The organism is Prauserella flavalba, from assembly GCF_003202235.1.
GTDB classification, from domain to species: domain Bacteria; phylum Actinomycetota; class Actinomycetes; order Mycobacteriales; family Pseudonocardiaceae; genus Prauserella_A; species Prauserella_A flavalba.
Map to the genome: position 1 here is coordinate 324,420 of NZ_MASU01000012.1, position 14,900 is coordinate 339,319.

The 14,900-nt window shown below is 70.1% G+C and carries 15 protein-coding genes; 6 read left to right on the top strand and 9 right to left on the bottom strand.

Annotated features, from left to right (window positions below; all coding sequences use genetic code 11):
* Positions 1–28: 28 nt before the first annotated feature.
* The 5 genes from BA062_RS27205 to BA062_RS27225 all read right to left on the bottom strand — a co-directional run bounded on the left by BA062_RS27205 (position 29) and on the right by BA062_RS27225 (position 6,763).
* A complete protein-coding gene (locus tag BA062_RS27205) occupies positions 29–1,939 on the bottom strand; it encodes a VirB4 family type IV secretion system protein (RefSeq protein ID WP_110341504.1) in 1,911 nt (636 codons plus the stop codon).
* Complete coding sequence (locus BA062_RS27210; RefSeq protein ID WP_110341506.1) at positions 1,936–3,183, bottom strand: PrgI family protein; 1,248 nt, start codon at positions 3,181–3,183, stop codon at positions 1,936–1,938. The genes BA062_RS27205 and BA062_RS27210 overlap by 4 nt, the downstream gene beginning before the upstream one ends.
* Positions 3,180–5,186, bottom strand: coding sequence for a TrbL/VirB6 family protein (locus BA062_RS27215; RefSeq protein WP_236808377.1), 2,007 nt, complete (start codon positions 5,184–5,186; stop codon positions 3,180–3,182). The genes BA062_RS27210 and BA062_RS27215 overlap by 4 nt, the downstream gene beginning before the upstream one ends.
* Before the next feature lie 99 nt (positions 5,187–5,285).
* The gene (locus BA062_RS27220; RefSeq protein ID WP_110341604.1) at positions 5,286–5,603 is read right to left on the bottom strand and encodes a pilin; all 318 of its coding nucleotides are present in this window, start codon (positions 5,601–5,603) and stop codon (positions 5,286–5,288) included.
* A gap of 182 nt (positions 5,604–5,785) precedes the next feature.
* The gene (locus tag BA062_RS27225) at positions 5,786–6,763 is read right to left on the bottom strand and encodes a hypothetical protein (RefSeq protein ID WP_110341510.1); all 978 of its coding nucleotides are present in this window, start codon (positions 6,761–6,763) and stop codon (positions 5,786–5,788) included.
* A 539-nt stretch (positions 6,764–7,302) separates the two neighbouring features.
* Between BA062_RS27225 and BA062_RS27230 the strand changes: the two genes are divergently transcribed.
* From BA062_RS27230 to BA062_RS27240, 3 genes are read left to right on the top strand one after another with little or no spacing between them, the layout of a single operon-like run.
* Positions 7,303–8,295, top strand: coding sequence for a hypothetical protein (locus BA062_RS27230; protein WP_110341512.1), 993 nt, complete (start codon positions 7,303–7,305; stop codon positions 8,293–8,295).
* Complete coding sequence (locus BA062_RS41070; RefSeq protein WP_110341514.1) at positions 8,288–9,229, top strand: DNA methyltransferase; 942 nt, start codon at positions 8,288–8,290, stop codon at positions 9,227–9,229. Before BA062_RS27230 ends, BA062_RS41070 begins: the two co-directional genes overlap by 8 nt.
* Positions 9,226–10,020 carry a recombinase family protein gene (locus tag BA062_RS27240; protein WP_110341516.1) on the top strand — a complete coding sequence of 265 codons (795 nt, stop codon included), beginning with the start codon at positions 9,226–9,228 and terminating at the stop codon, positions 10,018–10,020. The genes BA062_RS41070 and BA062_RS27240 overlap by 4 nt, the downstream gene beginning before the upstream one ends.
* A gap of 29 nt (positions 10,021–10,049) precedes the next feature.
* Here the strand turns inward: BA062_RS27240 and BA062_RS27245 are convergent, their stop codons facing one another.
* The 3 genes from BA062_RS27245 to BA062_RS27255 form a co-directional block, all read right to left on the bottom strand.
* The gene (locus tag BA062_RS27245; protein ID WP_110341518.1) at positions 10,050–10,544 is read right to left on the bottom strand and encodes a hypothetical protein; all 495 of its coding nucleotides are present in this window, start codon (positions 10,542–10,544) and stop codon (positions 10,050–10,052) included.
* Positions 10,511–10,912 carry a hypothetical protein gene (locus tag BA062_RS27250; RefSeq protein WP_146240091.1) on the bottom strand — a complete coding sequence of 134 codons (402 nt, stop codon included), beginning with the start codon at positions 10,910–10,912 and terminating at the stop codon, positions 10,511–10,513. Before BA062_RS27250 ends, BA062_RS27245 begins: the two co-directional genes overlap by 34 nt.
* A gap of 174 nt (positions 10,913–11,086) precedes the next feature.
* Positions 11,087–11,365, bottom strand: a complete 279-nt coding sequence (locus BA062_RS27255; RefSeq protein WP_110341522.1) for a helix-turn-helix domain-containing protein — start codon at positions 11,363–11,365, stop codon at positions 11,087–11,089.
* 786 nt (positions 11,366–12,151) lie between these two features.
* Between BA062_RS27255 and BA062_RS27260 the strand changes: the two genes are divergently transcribed.
* The 3 genes from BA062_RS27260 (at position 12,152) to BA062_RS27270 (ending at position 13,282) form a co-directional block, all read left to right on the top strand.
* Positions 12,152–12,331 (top strand): hypothetical protein, encoded by a 180-nt coding sequence (locus BA062_RS27260; RefSeq protein ID WP_110341524.1) that lies wholly within the window; start codon positions 12,152–12,154, stop codon positions 12,329–12,331.
* A gap of 79 nt (positions 12,332–12,410) precedes the next feature.
* Positions 12,411–12,917 carry a recombinase family protein gene (locus BA062_RS27265; protein ID WP_110341526.1) on the top strand — a complete coding sequence of 169 codons (507 nt, stop codon included), beginning with the start codon at positions 12,411–12,413 and terminating at the stop codon, positions 12,915–12,917.
* A gap of 71 nt (positions 12,918–12,988) precedes the next feature.
* Positions 12,989–13,282, top strand: a complete 294-nt coding sequence (locus tag BA062_RS27270; protein WP_110341528.1) for a recombinase family protein — start codon at positions 12,989–12,991, stop codon at positions 13,280–13,282.
* Positions 13,283–13,409: 127 nt separating this feature from the next.
* Here BA062_RS27270 and BA062_RS27275 read toward each other — a convergent pair whose 3' ends face one another.
* On the bottom strand, positions 13,410–14,648 hold the full coding sequence (locus BA062_RS27275; protein ID WP_110341530.1) for an IS110 family RNA-guided transposase: 1,239 nt from the start codon (positions 14,646–14,648) through the stop codon (positions 13,410–13,412).
* Between the last annotated feature and the right edge of the window lie 252 nt (positions 14,649–14,900).

Below are 14,900 nucleotides of genomic sequence, written 5' to 3' on the forward strand. Positions count from 1 at the left end.
AACGGATTAGCGCTTGCGAGCGAGGCGGTCAGGCGGCGTCGAGTTCGATCTGCGACGCGTCGCCGTCGTCGAACGAGTCCGCAATTCCTGCGGTATCGTCCGCGCCGAGTTCGACGAAGGAGTTCTCGATTCCCGACGAGGCGTCGGAATACCCGGCGATTTCCGCGGGGTTGGACGTGACCAACTCGTGCTCGACCGGCGAGGCGATGGACTGGAACGCCACCCGCTGCGTCCCGGTGCTGAGCAGACCTTGGCCGCGGTCGGCGGAGAGCAGGAACTGGCGCTCGCCGAGCGAGAGGTCGAAGGTGCGGGTGATCTCGTCGATCGCCTGGGAGGCTTGCCGCAGCAGGATCTGCGTGGCTGCGTTCGCGACGACGGCTTTGCCGAGGTCCGAACCCAGCACGTCCGCGGTGTCCTGGGTGGCGACCGTGAGGCCGGCCCACTGCTTGCGGCTCGCCTTGGCCATCCGGAACAAGAACTCGGCACCGGCGGGCTCCTTCATCAGCAACCACGCCTCATCGACCACGACCAGCCTGGGCTTGCGGATGGCCGGGTTGGAGACCTGCCGCCACACCGCATCCAGGGTGAGCAGCGTGCCGATGGGCTTGAGTTCGTCGGCGAGATCGCGGAGCGAGAACACCACCAGGTGCCCTTCGGGGCGTGTCGAGGTCGGGCCGGAGAACAGGCCGGAGAACGCGCCGGTGACGTACGGGTGCAGCCGCGCCGCGAGCTCCACCCCGGCGGGATCTCCGGCGTCGGCAAGGACCTCGGCGAGGTCGGCCAGCAGCGGAGCCGGGCGGGTCCAGGTCCGCGGATCCGAGGTGATCCCGGCGCGCTGATAGGTCGCGGTGATCGCCCGGTCCAGCGCCGCCCGTTCGGTCGCTTCGAGCTCAGCGCCGAGCAGTACCGCGATCACGGTGTGCAGGAACAGACTGCGTCGGATGAGCGCGTCGCGCGGCGCGGTGCGCCGGCCGTCCGGGCGGGTGTGGATCGGCAGGTCCATCGGGTTGAGCCGGACCTGCTCGGCGCCGAGGTGCACGTACGTCCCGCCGACCGCGGCGGCCAGCCGGGCGTATTCGTCCTCGGGGTCGATGACGTGGATCTCGATCCCGCGGTACAGCGACCGCAGCAACTCCAGCTTCACCAGGTAGCTCTTGCCCGCGCCGGAGCGGCCGAGGATCACGCTGTTGTGGTTGTCCAGAGCGAACCGGTCGTGATGCACGAGGCCCTGGCTGCCGACGTTGAAGCCGTAGAGCACACCGCTGGGTGCACCGACCGAGGTCGGGTCCGGAGGCGGCAGGTCGGGCGAGGTGAACGGGAACGCCGCGGACAGCGCACTGGTGTCGAACGTCCTGCGCATGCCGACCAGATCGAGGCCCATGGGCAGGCTGGTGATCCAGCCCTGCAGGCTGCGGTACGTGGTCGGTTTGCAGTCCAGCAGCAGCGACGCCGCCAGCGACCGGATCGCCGCGACCTCATCGCCGAGGGCTTCCTCGGTGGGGGCGTGCACGGTCAGGTACAGCCCGAGCCGGTAGAGCTTGCCTTCGCCGCGAGCGACTCGGGCGGACAGGTCGTAGGCGTCCTCGGTGGCGGCTTCGACGTGCGGGTCGATCAACCGTCCTTTCTCGCTCGTGTGCCGCCTGCCGGACTCCAGTTTCGACAGCTGCTTCTTGAGCCTGTTCGCGGCGGTGACCGGGTCGATCGGCTCGATGTGCAGCGAGACGTCGACCCGTCCGGGGTAGGTCAGCAGCGGCTGCAACCAACCGGGGTGGACCTCGCGCGGGTAGCCGACGACGGCGAAGCTGGCGACCCATTCGCCGCCGACTTCCAGCGCGCGGGGGCGCACGGAGATGGCGTCCGGGGTGAACGCGCTGGCCCGCCCGAGCGGCGGCTGCATGGCCTGGGCCTTCCGGCCGTGGCGCTTGGCTGTGGTCTTCATCGGCGGTACCTCCCCGCGGAGTTGGCGTAGTCGTCGGGGTCCTCGGCGGTGTCGTCGAAGCCGTCGTCAGGGCCGTCGTCCCAGGCGTCCTCGGCCTCGCCGAACTCGCCGTCGGCAGGGAACGCTGCGCGGCCGAACGCACCTGCGTCCCAGCCCTCGTCTGGGGCGGTGGTGATGACTTCGTCCGAGCCGGCGAGACCGGAGTTCGGCGGGATCACGCTGTCGGGGTTGCAGGCTGCGGCGAGCACCGCGGTGGCCTGTCCGGCGTCCAGCGGGGTGACCACGATCCCCGACGGGGAGAGCAGCTCGACCGCCTCGCCGAGCCGGCGGACCAGCCGGGCTTCGGCCGCGCGCCGGGTGGCGTCGTCGACCAAGGCGGCCTGCTTGGCGGCCCGGCGTTTCGCCGTCAACGCGGCCAGCGGTGAGGCGCCGCCGAGCCCGTCGGCTGGCCCCGTGGTCAGCAGCGGCTCACGCAGGATCAGCAGCACCTGACGGCGCAACAGATCGGTGGCGCGGCCGAGCTGGTCGAGGTACTCGGCGTGCTCGCGCGCCGCCCGTTCCAGCGCCGGGTGCGGCAGACCGCCGGCCTGGTCGCGGAGCTCGGCGATCTGCCCGGATAGGTCCAGCCGTTCCGCCCGCACCAGCACCTGCACCGGTGCCGTCAAGCTGTGCAGGTAGCGCCCGAAGGAGGCGACGAGGGACTCCTGCTCGGCCGGAGTGCGCAGCCCGAAGTTGATCGTGGAGCAGACCGCGACCACGGCGACGCCGTCCTTGCCGAGGTCGATGACACCGGTGTCGGTGACCGCTTCGGCGGGTAGCCGCAGCGCGGCCGGCGAGACCGTCGATGCCGCGGCATCCGCGCCGCCCGCGCTGTCCTTCCGCTTGGCGCGGCCCGTGCTGCTGGTGTTCGCGACCTGGCTGCCCAGCCACTCGGGGACGGGCCGGATGCCTTCCGGCGCGGCCACCCGGTGCTGCGGGCTCAACCGCTGCCGCAGCGCGGCCAGCACCAACCGGTCGAGGGGAATGCCGTCGCGCTGCCCGAGCGCGAGGAACGCGGCGGTCACCCCGATCGGGATGGCGACGATGAGGAACGCCACCAGCGGCACGAACTCGCGGGTGAGCGTGTACGCCCCGTACAGCACGATCCCGGTGACGGCGAGGATGAGCAGCTGCCGCGCGGTCAGCGGACCGATGACGCGGTCCTCGCGATCGACGTCGGCGGGAATCCTTACCGGCTGACTCATTTCCCTTCACCTCCTGGGGCGGGTTTCGGTGCGCGGAACACCGGCGGCGGAACCGATTGGGTACGCCGGTAGGCGTCCCCGATGCGCGGCTTGGGCTGGGCTTGCCGGAACACCGGCGCGGCAGGAGCGGACGCCGACCTGGGTGGCGACGACGGCTCCGGCGCGGGTGGCGTGGCGGGCCGGAACTGCAACTGCGGGGGCACCGACGCGGTGCGGATCGGGCGGGCCGGCGGTGGGGTGGCGCCGCGTCGACGTGGCCCTCCAGCGGCTTGGAACTGCGGCGCCGATCCGGGCCGAGGTCCCCGCCGCGGCGGTGAGATCGGCGTGGCGGGCGTGGGTGCGGAACTGAACTCAGGAGGCATGGCTGGTCCCTGGTTCGCCGGGGTGACGGCGGGGTCGTGAGTGGTGTCTTGAGGTGAGGGCTGCAGGAACTGCGGCGCCTGCGACGGCAGCCGCGACCGGCGGGCCGCGCGGGCGCGCTCGGCGTCATGGGCCGCCTTGAGCCGCTTGTTGACCATCTCCGGGGTGGGCGCGAGGCGTGGCTGCGCGGGCCACGGCGGGTCCGCCGACCCACCGCCACCGCGGCCCCCACCGCCGCCACCGCCCCCGCCGCTCTTCGCACCGACGGCGCCGCCGACCTTGCCGAGCGCGCCGGTCTTCCCGGCGACCATGCCGAAGGTCTTCGCCGCGATGTAGGCGCGGGCCAGACCGCCGAGGAACGAGCGGCCGTTGCTGACCTTGACCGCCTTCAACAGCCAGAACGGGATCTTGAACAGGATGAAGAACAGGGCGATCGCGGCGACCAGCGTGCCGAGCGCGGACAGCGTCGAGCCGAACAGATTCACGCCGCCGGACAGGAACGTACGTACCGCGGTGATCAGCACCAGGGCCTGAGCGACCTGGATCGCCAGCGTCGCGGTGATCGCCTTCCACCACCAGCGAGCCAGCGGGTCGGTGTGTGGCAGCGCGTGGAACATCAGGAACAGGGGGCCAGAGATGATCAAGACGAGGGTGATGACGATCCGGACCACGTAGACGACCAGCAGGCCCAGGCCGACCACGACGAGCACCAGGCCGACCAGGATGATGAACAGTCCGCCGGTCTGGATGCCGGCGACGGCGTCCTTGAGGGTGTTGCCCAGTGAGGGCGCGTTGACTCCGTCGCCGAGGATGCCCAGGGTCAGGCCGTTGGCCAGTCGGATGAGCTTGTCGGTGAAGAACAGCGACAGCGCCGAGGCGATGAACGCGATCGGGATCCTCGGCCCGATCTCCTTGATCGAGTAGCGCGCCTGGACGCTCTCGTGGCCCATCACGAGGATGCCGCCGAGGAGGATGAGCAGGCCGTAGGCGGCGACCACGAGCTCCCAGGAGTTGTTCCACAACTCGCCGATGCCGGGCAGGTCGCTGATCGTCGGCGTGGACAGCGCGGTGTGCCCGATCAGCTCCAGGATCGGCGAGAGCGCGGCGTCGACGATGCTGCGGAACGCGCCGTTGATGGCCTCGGTGATGCAGGCCCCGATGTCCGTGATCCCACAGTCCGAGTCGCCCTCGCCGCTGCCCGTGCCCGGCTGCTGCGGACCAGTGCTCGGTGGTGGCGTGGTCGGCTGCGGGATGCAGTCCTCACCCGTGCACGGCTGGCTCGGCGTCGTGGTCGGCGTGGACGAGGTGCAGCCGACCTGGCCGGGGAAGCTGCATGTCGTCGGCGCGGGCACCCCGGTCGGGAGTGGCAGCGGCGCGGTGGGCAGCGGCTTGGTAGTGGTCGGCGCGGGCAGTTGGCAGACCGGCAGCGGCGAACCCGGCGTGCACGGATCCACCGTCGGGATCGGCAACGGTGGTTGCGGCGGGGGCTGCTGCGGCGCAGTGGGCGAGGCCCACGCGCTGACCGCGAGGACGCCGACCAGGAGCACGACGATGCTCAGCGCCAGCATCCAGCCCGCGCGCCAGCGCCGCGGCCGACCAGCCGGCGGCCGGTCGGCGCTGGCGTCGGAGACCGGGGAGAGCATCGCTCGGTCCCCGTCGATTCGTCCGGCGGCAGCGGTCGCGACCGGGCCGCCGGACCGGCGGTACGGGCGAACCGTGGGCGGGGTGCTGACGGCCATCGGTCAGGCCCCCACGATCCCTTTGAGGATCTCCACGACCAGCGGCGCGAGCGCCGCAAGGCCGTAGCCCCACCCGGCGGACTTGAACGCGGTCTTGGCCTTCTCGACCTCGCCGGGGTCGCCGCCGCCCATCACGTAGCGGACGCCGCCGATGGACAGGAACACCGTGGCCAGACCGGCCAAGATGCCCATGATCCAGTTGCGGACGTTGTTCAGGACCGTGGTCACCGAGTCCGCGAGGGCGACGACCATCGTGTCGGCGTGCGCCGCCGACGCCGACGCCAACAGCGCGAGGATCGCCAGCTCGACGATCAGCACCACGTGCGACCAGCGGCGGGGGCGGACCGGGGTCCAGTCCTCCGGCGTAATGATCGGAGCACTGGTCGACTCGCTGCCGGTGACATGGTCCGGCGTGCTCGACGCTGGGGCCTCGGCTGGCGGCTGCGGATTGCCGTCGAGGCGGGCGCTGCGCGGTCCGCTCGCGGCGGGGAAGAATCGATCGATCAGGCGCATTGGGGCACCTCCGAAGGTCGGGCTGAGCGCGGGTGTGTCCCGCAGCCCTGAACTCCGGATTTCGCGTCCGTTTTGGACACGCGACCCTGAACTTTCTGCCCCGATTCCGCGTCAGCGACGGACACGGACAGTGACGACAGCGGCAAGTCGCGGACCGGCGAGACCGGGCGCGCGAGGGCCAACGCGGTGGCTACCTGGTCGGTCAGCGGGTCGGTCGGATCGGTCTCGGCGGCACCGTCGCGCAGGTACGCGGCGAGCCGGAGCTCGGCGCGTTTGCGCGTCTTGTAGACCGCCCACTCGCCGGTCTGGTGCGCCGCAGCCCAGTCCGCGACGGACACCTCTTCCAACCGGGTCGCCCCGATGAGTGCGGCCTCGGTCTGGGTCAGGACTCCGTCCGCGACCGCGCGAGCGAGGACTAGATCCGGGTGTCCCCACGGCGTGTGTGGCGGGGTGGATCGGAAGCCCGGCGCGACTGGAGTCGGACCCGCCAGCGCCTCGGCGAGCGCGTCGTAGCCGGACCGGTAGGCGGCCCACCGCAGTCGCAGCATGATCCGCGGCGGACGCAGATCGATGGTCGACAACGCGGTCAGGAAGCCGCGCAACACCTCGGCGTGAACATCGGCCGGATCGCCGGCGAACCGATCGGACAGGGTGGCCGCGACCGAGGTCAGCGCGGGCAGTGCGACCCCGACCGCGGCGACCGTCCAGGTCGCTCCTTCAGTACGGGAGCGCAGCACCAGATGCGCCCACACCGCGTCCCGCGTCGCCTGCGGGCACCGGCGCGCCAGCAGCCGGTCGCGGACCTCGTCCAGCGGGATGTGCCGGTCGGGCAGGCCGGGGAAGAGCCGGCCGTTCAGCGACACCGGGTGCGGCCCGGTCACCAGCCAGGTAAACGTGTCCCGCGCGATATCCAACGAGTTCGGGACAGCCTCGTCGCCACGGCGACGAAAAACGGATTGTGCTGCCATGTCGTGACTCCCACGGCGTCGATGCGAACAACAACGCCGTCAGGAAGCCACGACCGATACCACGGAAATACCACGCCATTACTAGGCGCCAACTAGCAAACCGTTCCGGGGCTACTAGCGAACTACTATTTCGCCTCGCGAACGCGTCGATCCAAGATCAAAAATGGGCTTGGTCAACTACGATCGTTGATCAACTCTAGTAGCCGTTGAGCTGGGGTTATAGTCGCTCGCTAGTACGGCGCTAGTAGTCACGAAGGGCTCCGATGCGGACCAGCGGCGAGATCCACATCGCACCGCCGGAAAGATCTTGAAAAATCTGGCCGCGACTGGTCCAGGAAGCGGTTCGCGGCGGCGCGGGATGACCGGACAAGCGGTTCCTCAGTCACGGCTTTGGCAGAACTGTCCGAATCGCGTCGAGTCGCGCTTAGCCCGAGTGGGCGGTGCAAAGAAATTTGGCGGGACGTGTCCAAAACGGGGTCGAAATACGGAGTTAAGGGGCGTCAGAACGCACGGCACCCATCCGTCGGAGGAGACCCGCGATGACCCCGACACACGGCCACGACTCACCGGGAGACGGCTCCCAGGAGCACAGCCCGACCGACCCCCCGACCGTCCCGATCCCGCTACCGCACAGGCGGCGAACACCGCGCCTGCGCACCCTGCGCCTCAACCTGCGCCACCGGCGTCCCGCTCGGCCGAGCACCGTCTGGCCGTGCGCGCAAGACGACCTCCGCGAGGGCACCGGACTGCTCGCCAACTGGCTGCTGACCGCGGTCATCAAGCTCGTCACCACCTACACCCAGCCCGGCCAGCGGGTGCTCCTGCTCGACCCCGCGCCCTACCTCGCCCCACCCTCGTCGTGGTCGCCAACCGGGGGCCGCAACCAGTCCCGGCCCGGCCCGTACGCCGGACTACACGAAGCGGGCTGGACGGTGGTCCGACTCGGCCGCGGCGTCCAAACCCAGACCGCAGTCGCGCACCCCGACCCGGTAGACGAACACTCCGCTGACGCGTCGGTCGAGTCCGAGTCCGGACCCCGACCGCGCACCGACAGTCCGACCACCGACCAGCCCGCCGGGCCGTCGACACACCGCCGTCCCGGACCGGACTCGACCGCGACCGGCGCGGGTCCGGACCGCTACGACCTCGTCATCACCGCGGCCGACCCGCGCACCCTCGACTGGTTCCGTCCGGCCGACTGGGCCGGTCTGCTCACCCCGACCGGCACCCTCGCCGTCATCACTCACAGTGACCGGTCCCGTGATCGGCTCACCGACCCCGCCGGCTCGTTGGTGCGCGCCGCGCAGCACGCCGGACTGCACTACCTCGATCGCATCGCCCTGCTGCGCGTCCCCGTCCGCGACGGCGCCCTCGCGGTCGCGACCCCGGCCCCGCACCCCCGACCGCAGGGGCCAGCGCGCCCGCTCGCGACGCCCGCTCGGCACACCCAGGTGCATGACGACCTCTTGGTGTTCACCCGCCAGCCGGCCCTGACCGACGCCGCCGACGGGGAGGAGACCTCCGATGACTGACCGCCCCACGTCGCCTTGGCCGCTCCCCCTGCCGCCGGGGGAGGAGCCGCCGATGCCGCCGCTGTCGGTCTGGCCCACCGGCCAGCGCGACCCGCTCGCGCAGCTGCGCGACGCCGGCTGTGTGTCCGGCACCGAGACCGACATCGACCGGATTCCGCCCGCCGTCGCCGCCCACGCGATCGCCACCTACACCCGTCCCGGCGACCTCGTTCTCGACCCGGACTGCGGCGCCGGCACCGTCCTCGTTGAGGCACTGCGCGCCGGCCGTCACGCGCTCGGACTCACCTCCCGCACCCGGTGGTGGACGCTCGCTCGCGCCAACGTCACCGCCGCTAAGACCGCGGGCGCGTGGCGCGACGGCTCGGTCCTCGACGCCCGACCGAAGGTGCTCGCGACCGTCCGGGCCGCCGGGTTGATCGGGCGAGTCGGACTCGTCCTGACCACCCTGCGCACCGCGCCGGACCGCGCGAACGGTCCGGACCGCGACCCGGTCGAGTCCGCCCTCGCCGACCTCGCCACGACACTGCTCTACTGCGAGCCGCTGCTGCGCTCCGGCGGACACGTCGCCATCGTGACGCGACCCCTGCGGAACCCGGACGGCGCGCTGGTCGACCTGACCACCCCGCTCATCGCCGCCGCGACCTCGGCCGGGCTGTCCCCGGTCGAGCGGTGCATCGCACTAACCGCCGGACTGCGCGGCAACCGACTGGTCACCCGCGCCTCACTGGCCGAGCGCCGCGCCGCCGCCCGAACCCGCGCCGCCGGTACGCTGGCCGCGCTCACCGCGCACCACGAGGTGCTCGTCTTCCAACTCGCCCACGACGCCGAACTCGCCGCCGCCGCGGCAGCCGGCACCCCGTGGCCGACCGAGGACGAGGTCATCCGGCCCGCCGTCAACGGCGCCGAGTACCCCGGCTGGAGGCGAGCGGCATGACCACCCGCCTGTACTGCCGCGAGTGCGGCTGGCACCCCGAGTTCCGCCGCAAGCGCACCGCGCTTCGCGCCGCCGCATACCACCATTGCACCGGCACACCGGTGGCCGAGACCCGTCCACCATGGTGGGCCCACCTGTGGACAAACCTGTGGACAAGTCAGTCGGGTGCAACCGCCGTCGACCCCGAAGCACGAGCGGATGACCAGTCCGATGACGACGTATTGGTCGATGCCCGCGGCAACCGAATCCAGTGGGCCCCACTCGCCGCGCACCACGCCGAGACCACCCGCCGCGCCCGTCAGGCGATGGTCGAACTCGTCCGCGCCGGCTACCAAATCGGGCCGCCGCCCTACGGCTACCGAGCCCTGCGCATCCGGGTCACCGACCCCAGCGGACACAGCAAACTACGCGCGGTCCTCGTCCCGGACTGGCAGACCGCCGCCGTCGTCAAACAGATCTTCACCTGGCGCGCCGACCACGGCATGACGTTCGCCGTCATCGCCGCACGACTCAACAGCGACCCCCACCAGTACCCCGCCCCTGTGCCCAACGGGCGCTGGACCGCCAAGGGGGTCCGGCGGGTTGTCACCAACGTCAAGTACACCGGGCGCCAGGTCTGGGCTCGCACCGTCGCCGGCCGCCCGGCGCCCATCGAGCAATGGGTCACCTCGGCGCCGAAGGTGCACGAGCCACTCGTCGACGAGCGCACCTTCCACCGCGCCCAGCCCGGCGCTGCTGAAGGTCCGTCCGGCGCGGCGGACTCGGCCGACTCCCCGCCGAGCGCGGCATGACCTCCCGTCGGTGGACCCTCGCCGTCGCCTTACGCCGACTCAGCGTTCTCATCTATCTGCACGCGAACCCAGTCGGTGGTCACCGACCAAAACAGTGCCTTGTCCCACCGCCCGAGGATGCCCGCCCACACACCGGTGATCCCGTACTTCTCCACGTCCGGGGCACGGCTGGGCAACTCGTCCATCCGCAACGCGCGCAGCGCACTCCACCGACTCTGCCGGGCCCAGAAGAAGACCTGCCGATCAGCCTTGCCGGGTACTTGGAGCTTTCGCCAGTTGTCCGGCTTGTCCGCCAGGCATTGCTCGATCGCTTCCGGCAGATCGTTGGGGCCATGGCACACCTGCCCGTGAGCCAGAGACATGAAGATCTCCGGCGGACGCAGGCCCTTCACGTCGAACGCGGTTGCCGAGACCACCCTCAACCGCGCCAGGCCGTGAAACGGGCACGACGGATCATCACAGAGGCCCTGGACACGAGAAGACCAACGACTCATCTCCGACTCGCCCCGGCGCTCCATCTCCACGAGTTGGTCTTCGATCCGGTCAGCCAGCCCGCGGAACTCGGTGTTCCGCTCGTCAGTCCGAAGTTGTTCGGCATGTCGACCATCACCAGCCAGGTCCTGGTCAACCGAGACGAGGGCCTCGATGTCGTTGCGCGGCTGGCACGCCTCAACACGACCTCCGCGCCTTCATCAGCCAGGCTGGTTACCTCCAGCGCGCCGTCCTTGCCGATGTTGAAGTCGTACCTGGAGCCGCGACCACCACCTTCGTCCCAAGGGGTTACCGGCACGCCGCGCACCGACTCCACCAGCCGTCGAGCTTCTTCCTCGCCCTCCTTGGACATCGCACGCTTCGTCATGGCCACCATGCTGGCATCCAGCCAGCCGCGCACGCACACCACTTCCTCATCTTCGGAGTCCCCGGCGGACTGTCTGCGCTTCGCGCTCAGCTGGTATCGGCTGATTCGAACCACGTTGGTTCGGCAGGACTGTTTGCGGACAGCGTGTCCCCCGCAGGTATTGGGGAGGGCCGCGTGATGGCCGTCGCCGCATTCGCCGCCGCGGGCTCACTGCTCGCCGCGGGACTCCGTGGTGTCCGGTTCGACGAGCGAGACATCGCGTGGCGTGTCGATTCCGAACAGCTCGTTGGGCGTGCACCGCAGCGTCGTGCACAGCGCCTGCAAGGTCGCCACTTTCACCTGGACCGGCTGCTTCTTGATCAGCACGTCAACCGACTGGAGGGACAGTTCGAACCCGGCGCGTTGGATGAGGAGTTCGCGCAGCTGGGTCGCCGTCCAGACGTCGCGGGAGGCCATGACTTTCCGCAGCCGCCACTCGATCTGCACCCGCTGCCGTCCCGTCCCCGTCGCTCCGAGGCGCTTCGCGCCGTCGCCAACCGACGCTCAGTGTCCCCGATGGCGACCGAAGCCGGCCGCCGCACGTTCGGCGTGTTCAGCAGACACACACCCATGCACAGATGACACTTGAGATACACAGGCTGCACTAGATCTATTCAGGTGTTACCTTAGTTGAATGGCGCACCTGTCCCCGGTTCAACAGAGAGGAGGTGCTTCGGCACCCATCACGTTCATCGCCATGCCGACGCGCCGCCGTTCGCGGTCAGCGCCGGTAGCGATCTTCTGGACTCGCGTCGACCGCCCACCTCGTGCTGACGAGGTGACCCAGCACCAGTTCGGCAAGGCACACAGTCCTACCGAACGGCAAGAGTCCAACACGGCCACGAGCGCCGGCCCCACACAGACGCATGCGGGGAGTAGAGGCCCGTTGGTCGTGACAGCTTTGGCGGTCCCAGCTCATTCAACGCACGTCATGGTGCGTGCCCGCATCGCCGCGAAACCCGCTTCGCGCGGATCGGCGACCGCAGGTGTCGGCAGCTGGGAGTGCCCGCTGTGTCGACGGTTCCTGTCGCCGACCAGCAGCCCTGTGAACCTCCGCCAGCCGCGGGCTTCACGGGCACGAAGGGGGCGCTCATGTGCGCTCAACCTCGCAACCCCGATCAGGCCGACAACAACTGCGCCGACGTTCCTGCTCCGGCCGACCAGGAGCAGCAGGGAAGCCCCGTCAACGCGCCGAGCAGGCAACCCCGACGGCGCGTTGGCGCGAGCAGAGCTGTGCGCAACGTGGTGGTGCGCGGTGTCCGCCGCGATCCCCCCGACATGCGCAAGCTCGCGCGGGTGGTCGCCAGCCTCGCGGCAGACCTGGCGCAGGCCGAAGCCAGCGAGCAAACACTGCCCGCCGAGCCAGGCACCTCAGACGCCAGCCACCCCGATCACCGCCGCGACGCGGCATGACGTCGCGCGTTCGCGTTCGCGCAACGAACCCAGCGGATCGAAGCCACTCGCCAATGACTCGAAAGGAAGGTTCACCACAATGCCGCCTGCCACTTGCGATCCCCGCAGCCGTCGGGCCGCACACCCACGGACTCGACGGCTGGTACGCGTCGGCCTCTACCCGCGGTGGCCCACGCTCCGCGAAAGCGATCACCTGCAGACCTACGTCGCGGCCCAACCCGGTTGGCACATCGCTCTCCGCAGCAGCGACTACGCATCAGGCGGCACGCTGAAGCGTCCTGGGCTGCAACGGGTATTGGCGGCAGCCCGATCCGGAGTCATCGACGTGCTCGTCGTCAACCACCTGTACAGCCTTTCCCGCAAGACGCAGCACCTCGCCTTCGTGCTCAACGAGCTGACGTCCCGAGGCGTGCGGGTCGTCTCGGCCGCTGATCCCGCCCTCGACACGGAGACCGCGCACGGCCTCTTCCTCGTACGCGTGGTGAGTGCCGTCGCGGAGATCGAGCAGACCGGCGCACTCGCAGATCGTCGCGACCGTCGTCGCCACGACCAGCAATCCGCCGACGAGTCACCGCTCGCCGGGTAACTGCAAATCCCGCCGGGGCCCACTGCGCCGACCAGCACATCCCCATCCAGACCGACTCGTAACGAGGTGTCATGACCACCGACTACGCCAACTCGGACAACGAACTCCAGCCGTCGGATGCCCCTGCGCCCACCACCCGCGCGGTGATCTACACGCGCGTGGCCTCGCTCGGACGGGCCGAGACCGACCACAGCGTCACGGCCCAGCGTGCGGCATGTCTGCGCAAGGCCAGGGAACTGGGCGTCTGGCTCATCGACGAGTACGTCGACCCAAACGCTCGACTCTGGCGACGGCCGAAACGCCAGCTGTTCCGACGCATGCTCGCGCGGTTCCGCAGCCGTCGAGAAACAGCAACCCGGCCATGAATTCGCCGCTCGCCGGGAGCGCGCGATCCAGCCGCCAGGACCCACTCGCCGGTTGCACGGTCCTCCGTCCAGGCCGCCCTCAGAAGGAGGTGTCATGACACCCCTTGTGTCAACCTCAAGATCAAAGTCAGGCTGCGGTCGGCTGTTTCATCCGGTGTTGGGCGCCGCCGTGCAGGGCCGGGTCGTAGGGCGTGTGGTTTTGCCAGCAGCGCCAGAGGACACGGATCCAGGCTCGGGCCAGGATGCGGGTGGCGTGGGGGTGGTCCTTGCCGGAGGCGCGTGCTCGGTTGTAGATGTCGGCGGCCCAGGGGCTGGAGTGGCGGCTGTTGTCGGCGAAGGTGGTGATGGCCAGGCGCAGGCGTTTGTTGCAGGCCCAGCGGAAGGACACGCCGCGTTGTTTGCCGGAGACTTTGGTGACGGGCGTGATCCCGGCCAGTGCGGCGATGGCGTCGGGGTGGTCGAACGCGGCGCGGGAATCGCCCCATTCGGCCAGGATCTGGGCGGCGTTGATGGTGCCCGCACGGGGAAAGGATCGGAAGACCTTGCCGTCGGGGTGGGTGTCCATCTTCTCGGCAATGGAGCGGTCCAGGGCCTTGATCGCGGTATTGAGCGCGGTAAGCATGCCGACCTGGGCGAGCACGGCGTCCTGGACTCCTGTGGACACCACGGGATCGAGCGTGCCGGCCGGGGCAGAGCGCAGCCGGGCCAGCAGGACGGCGGCGGGTTTCCTGCCCGAATAGCCTTGTTTGGCGCAGAACGCGGCCAGCTGCTTCTCGGTCAACGAGGCCGCCGAGACGGCGGTGGGATAGCGGGTCAGGAACGCCAGGGCGATCGCGGACTCGATGTTGGCGAAGATGGCCTTGGCGCCTGGCCAGTGCGCGTCCAGCAATGCGGCGAGCTGGTTGGTCGCCGCTATACGGGCCTCGACAAGATCACTACGGGTACGCACAACGGTGCGCAGTGCCTTGGTGTGACTGGACAACGGTGCGGCGGGGCGCAGCCGGTGGATCCGCACTCGCAGGTAGTCGGCGATCACGTGTGCGTCGCCGGGGTCGGATTTGGCGCCGGAGAGGACTTCGGCCTCGCGCCAGGTCTTGATCGCGTTCGGTTTGACCGGCAGCACCGGGTGACCGGCCTCCAGCAGCGCGTCCACCAGGCGCCCGTCCGGGCGCTCGATCGCCACCGGGATCTGCTCGGCCGGGCCGAGGCTGCCCAGCCTGGCGGCCAGCCGGCCGAAACCGGCGGCGGTGTGATCGATGGTGAACGCGGCGATCTTCTTGCCGGTGTGGTCGAGCACGCACACGGCATGCTCAGCCCCCGCCCAGTCGATCCCCACGAAGAACAGTGGCCCATCCTGCTGCGACAACCGGGTCGCCTTCCTGCGTGTAGTCCAGGGCAGGAGCCAGACGGAGGCAAGGGAACCGACAGCAGAGTGGTCACTAACCGGCGCTCGATCGCGCGTCCCTTTGTCATCGCTTCACGGTTCCGGGGAAGCCGGGGGCGGCAGTGTCATGAAGGCCCACAAAGGGCGACCAGCCCAAGCCGTCACCCCGACTTCCGCCTAGTTCCTACCACAAGCCCCATCCAGGGGCCCGCACGGAAGAGGGTGCACTAGTGA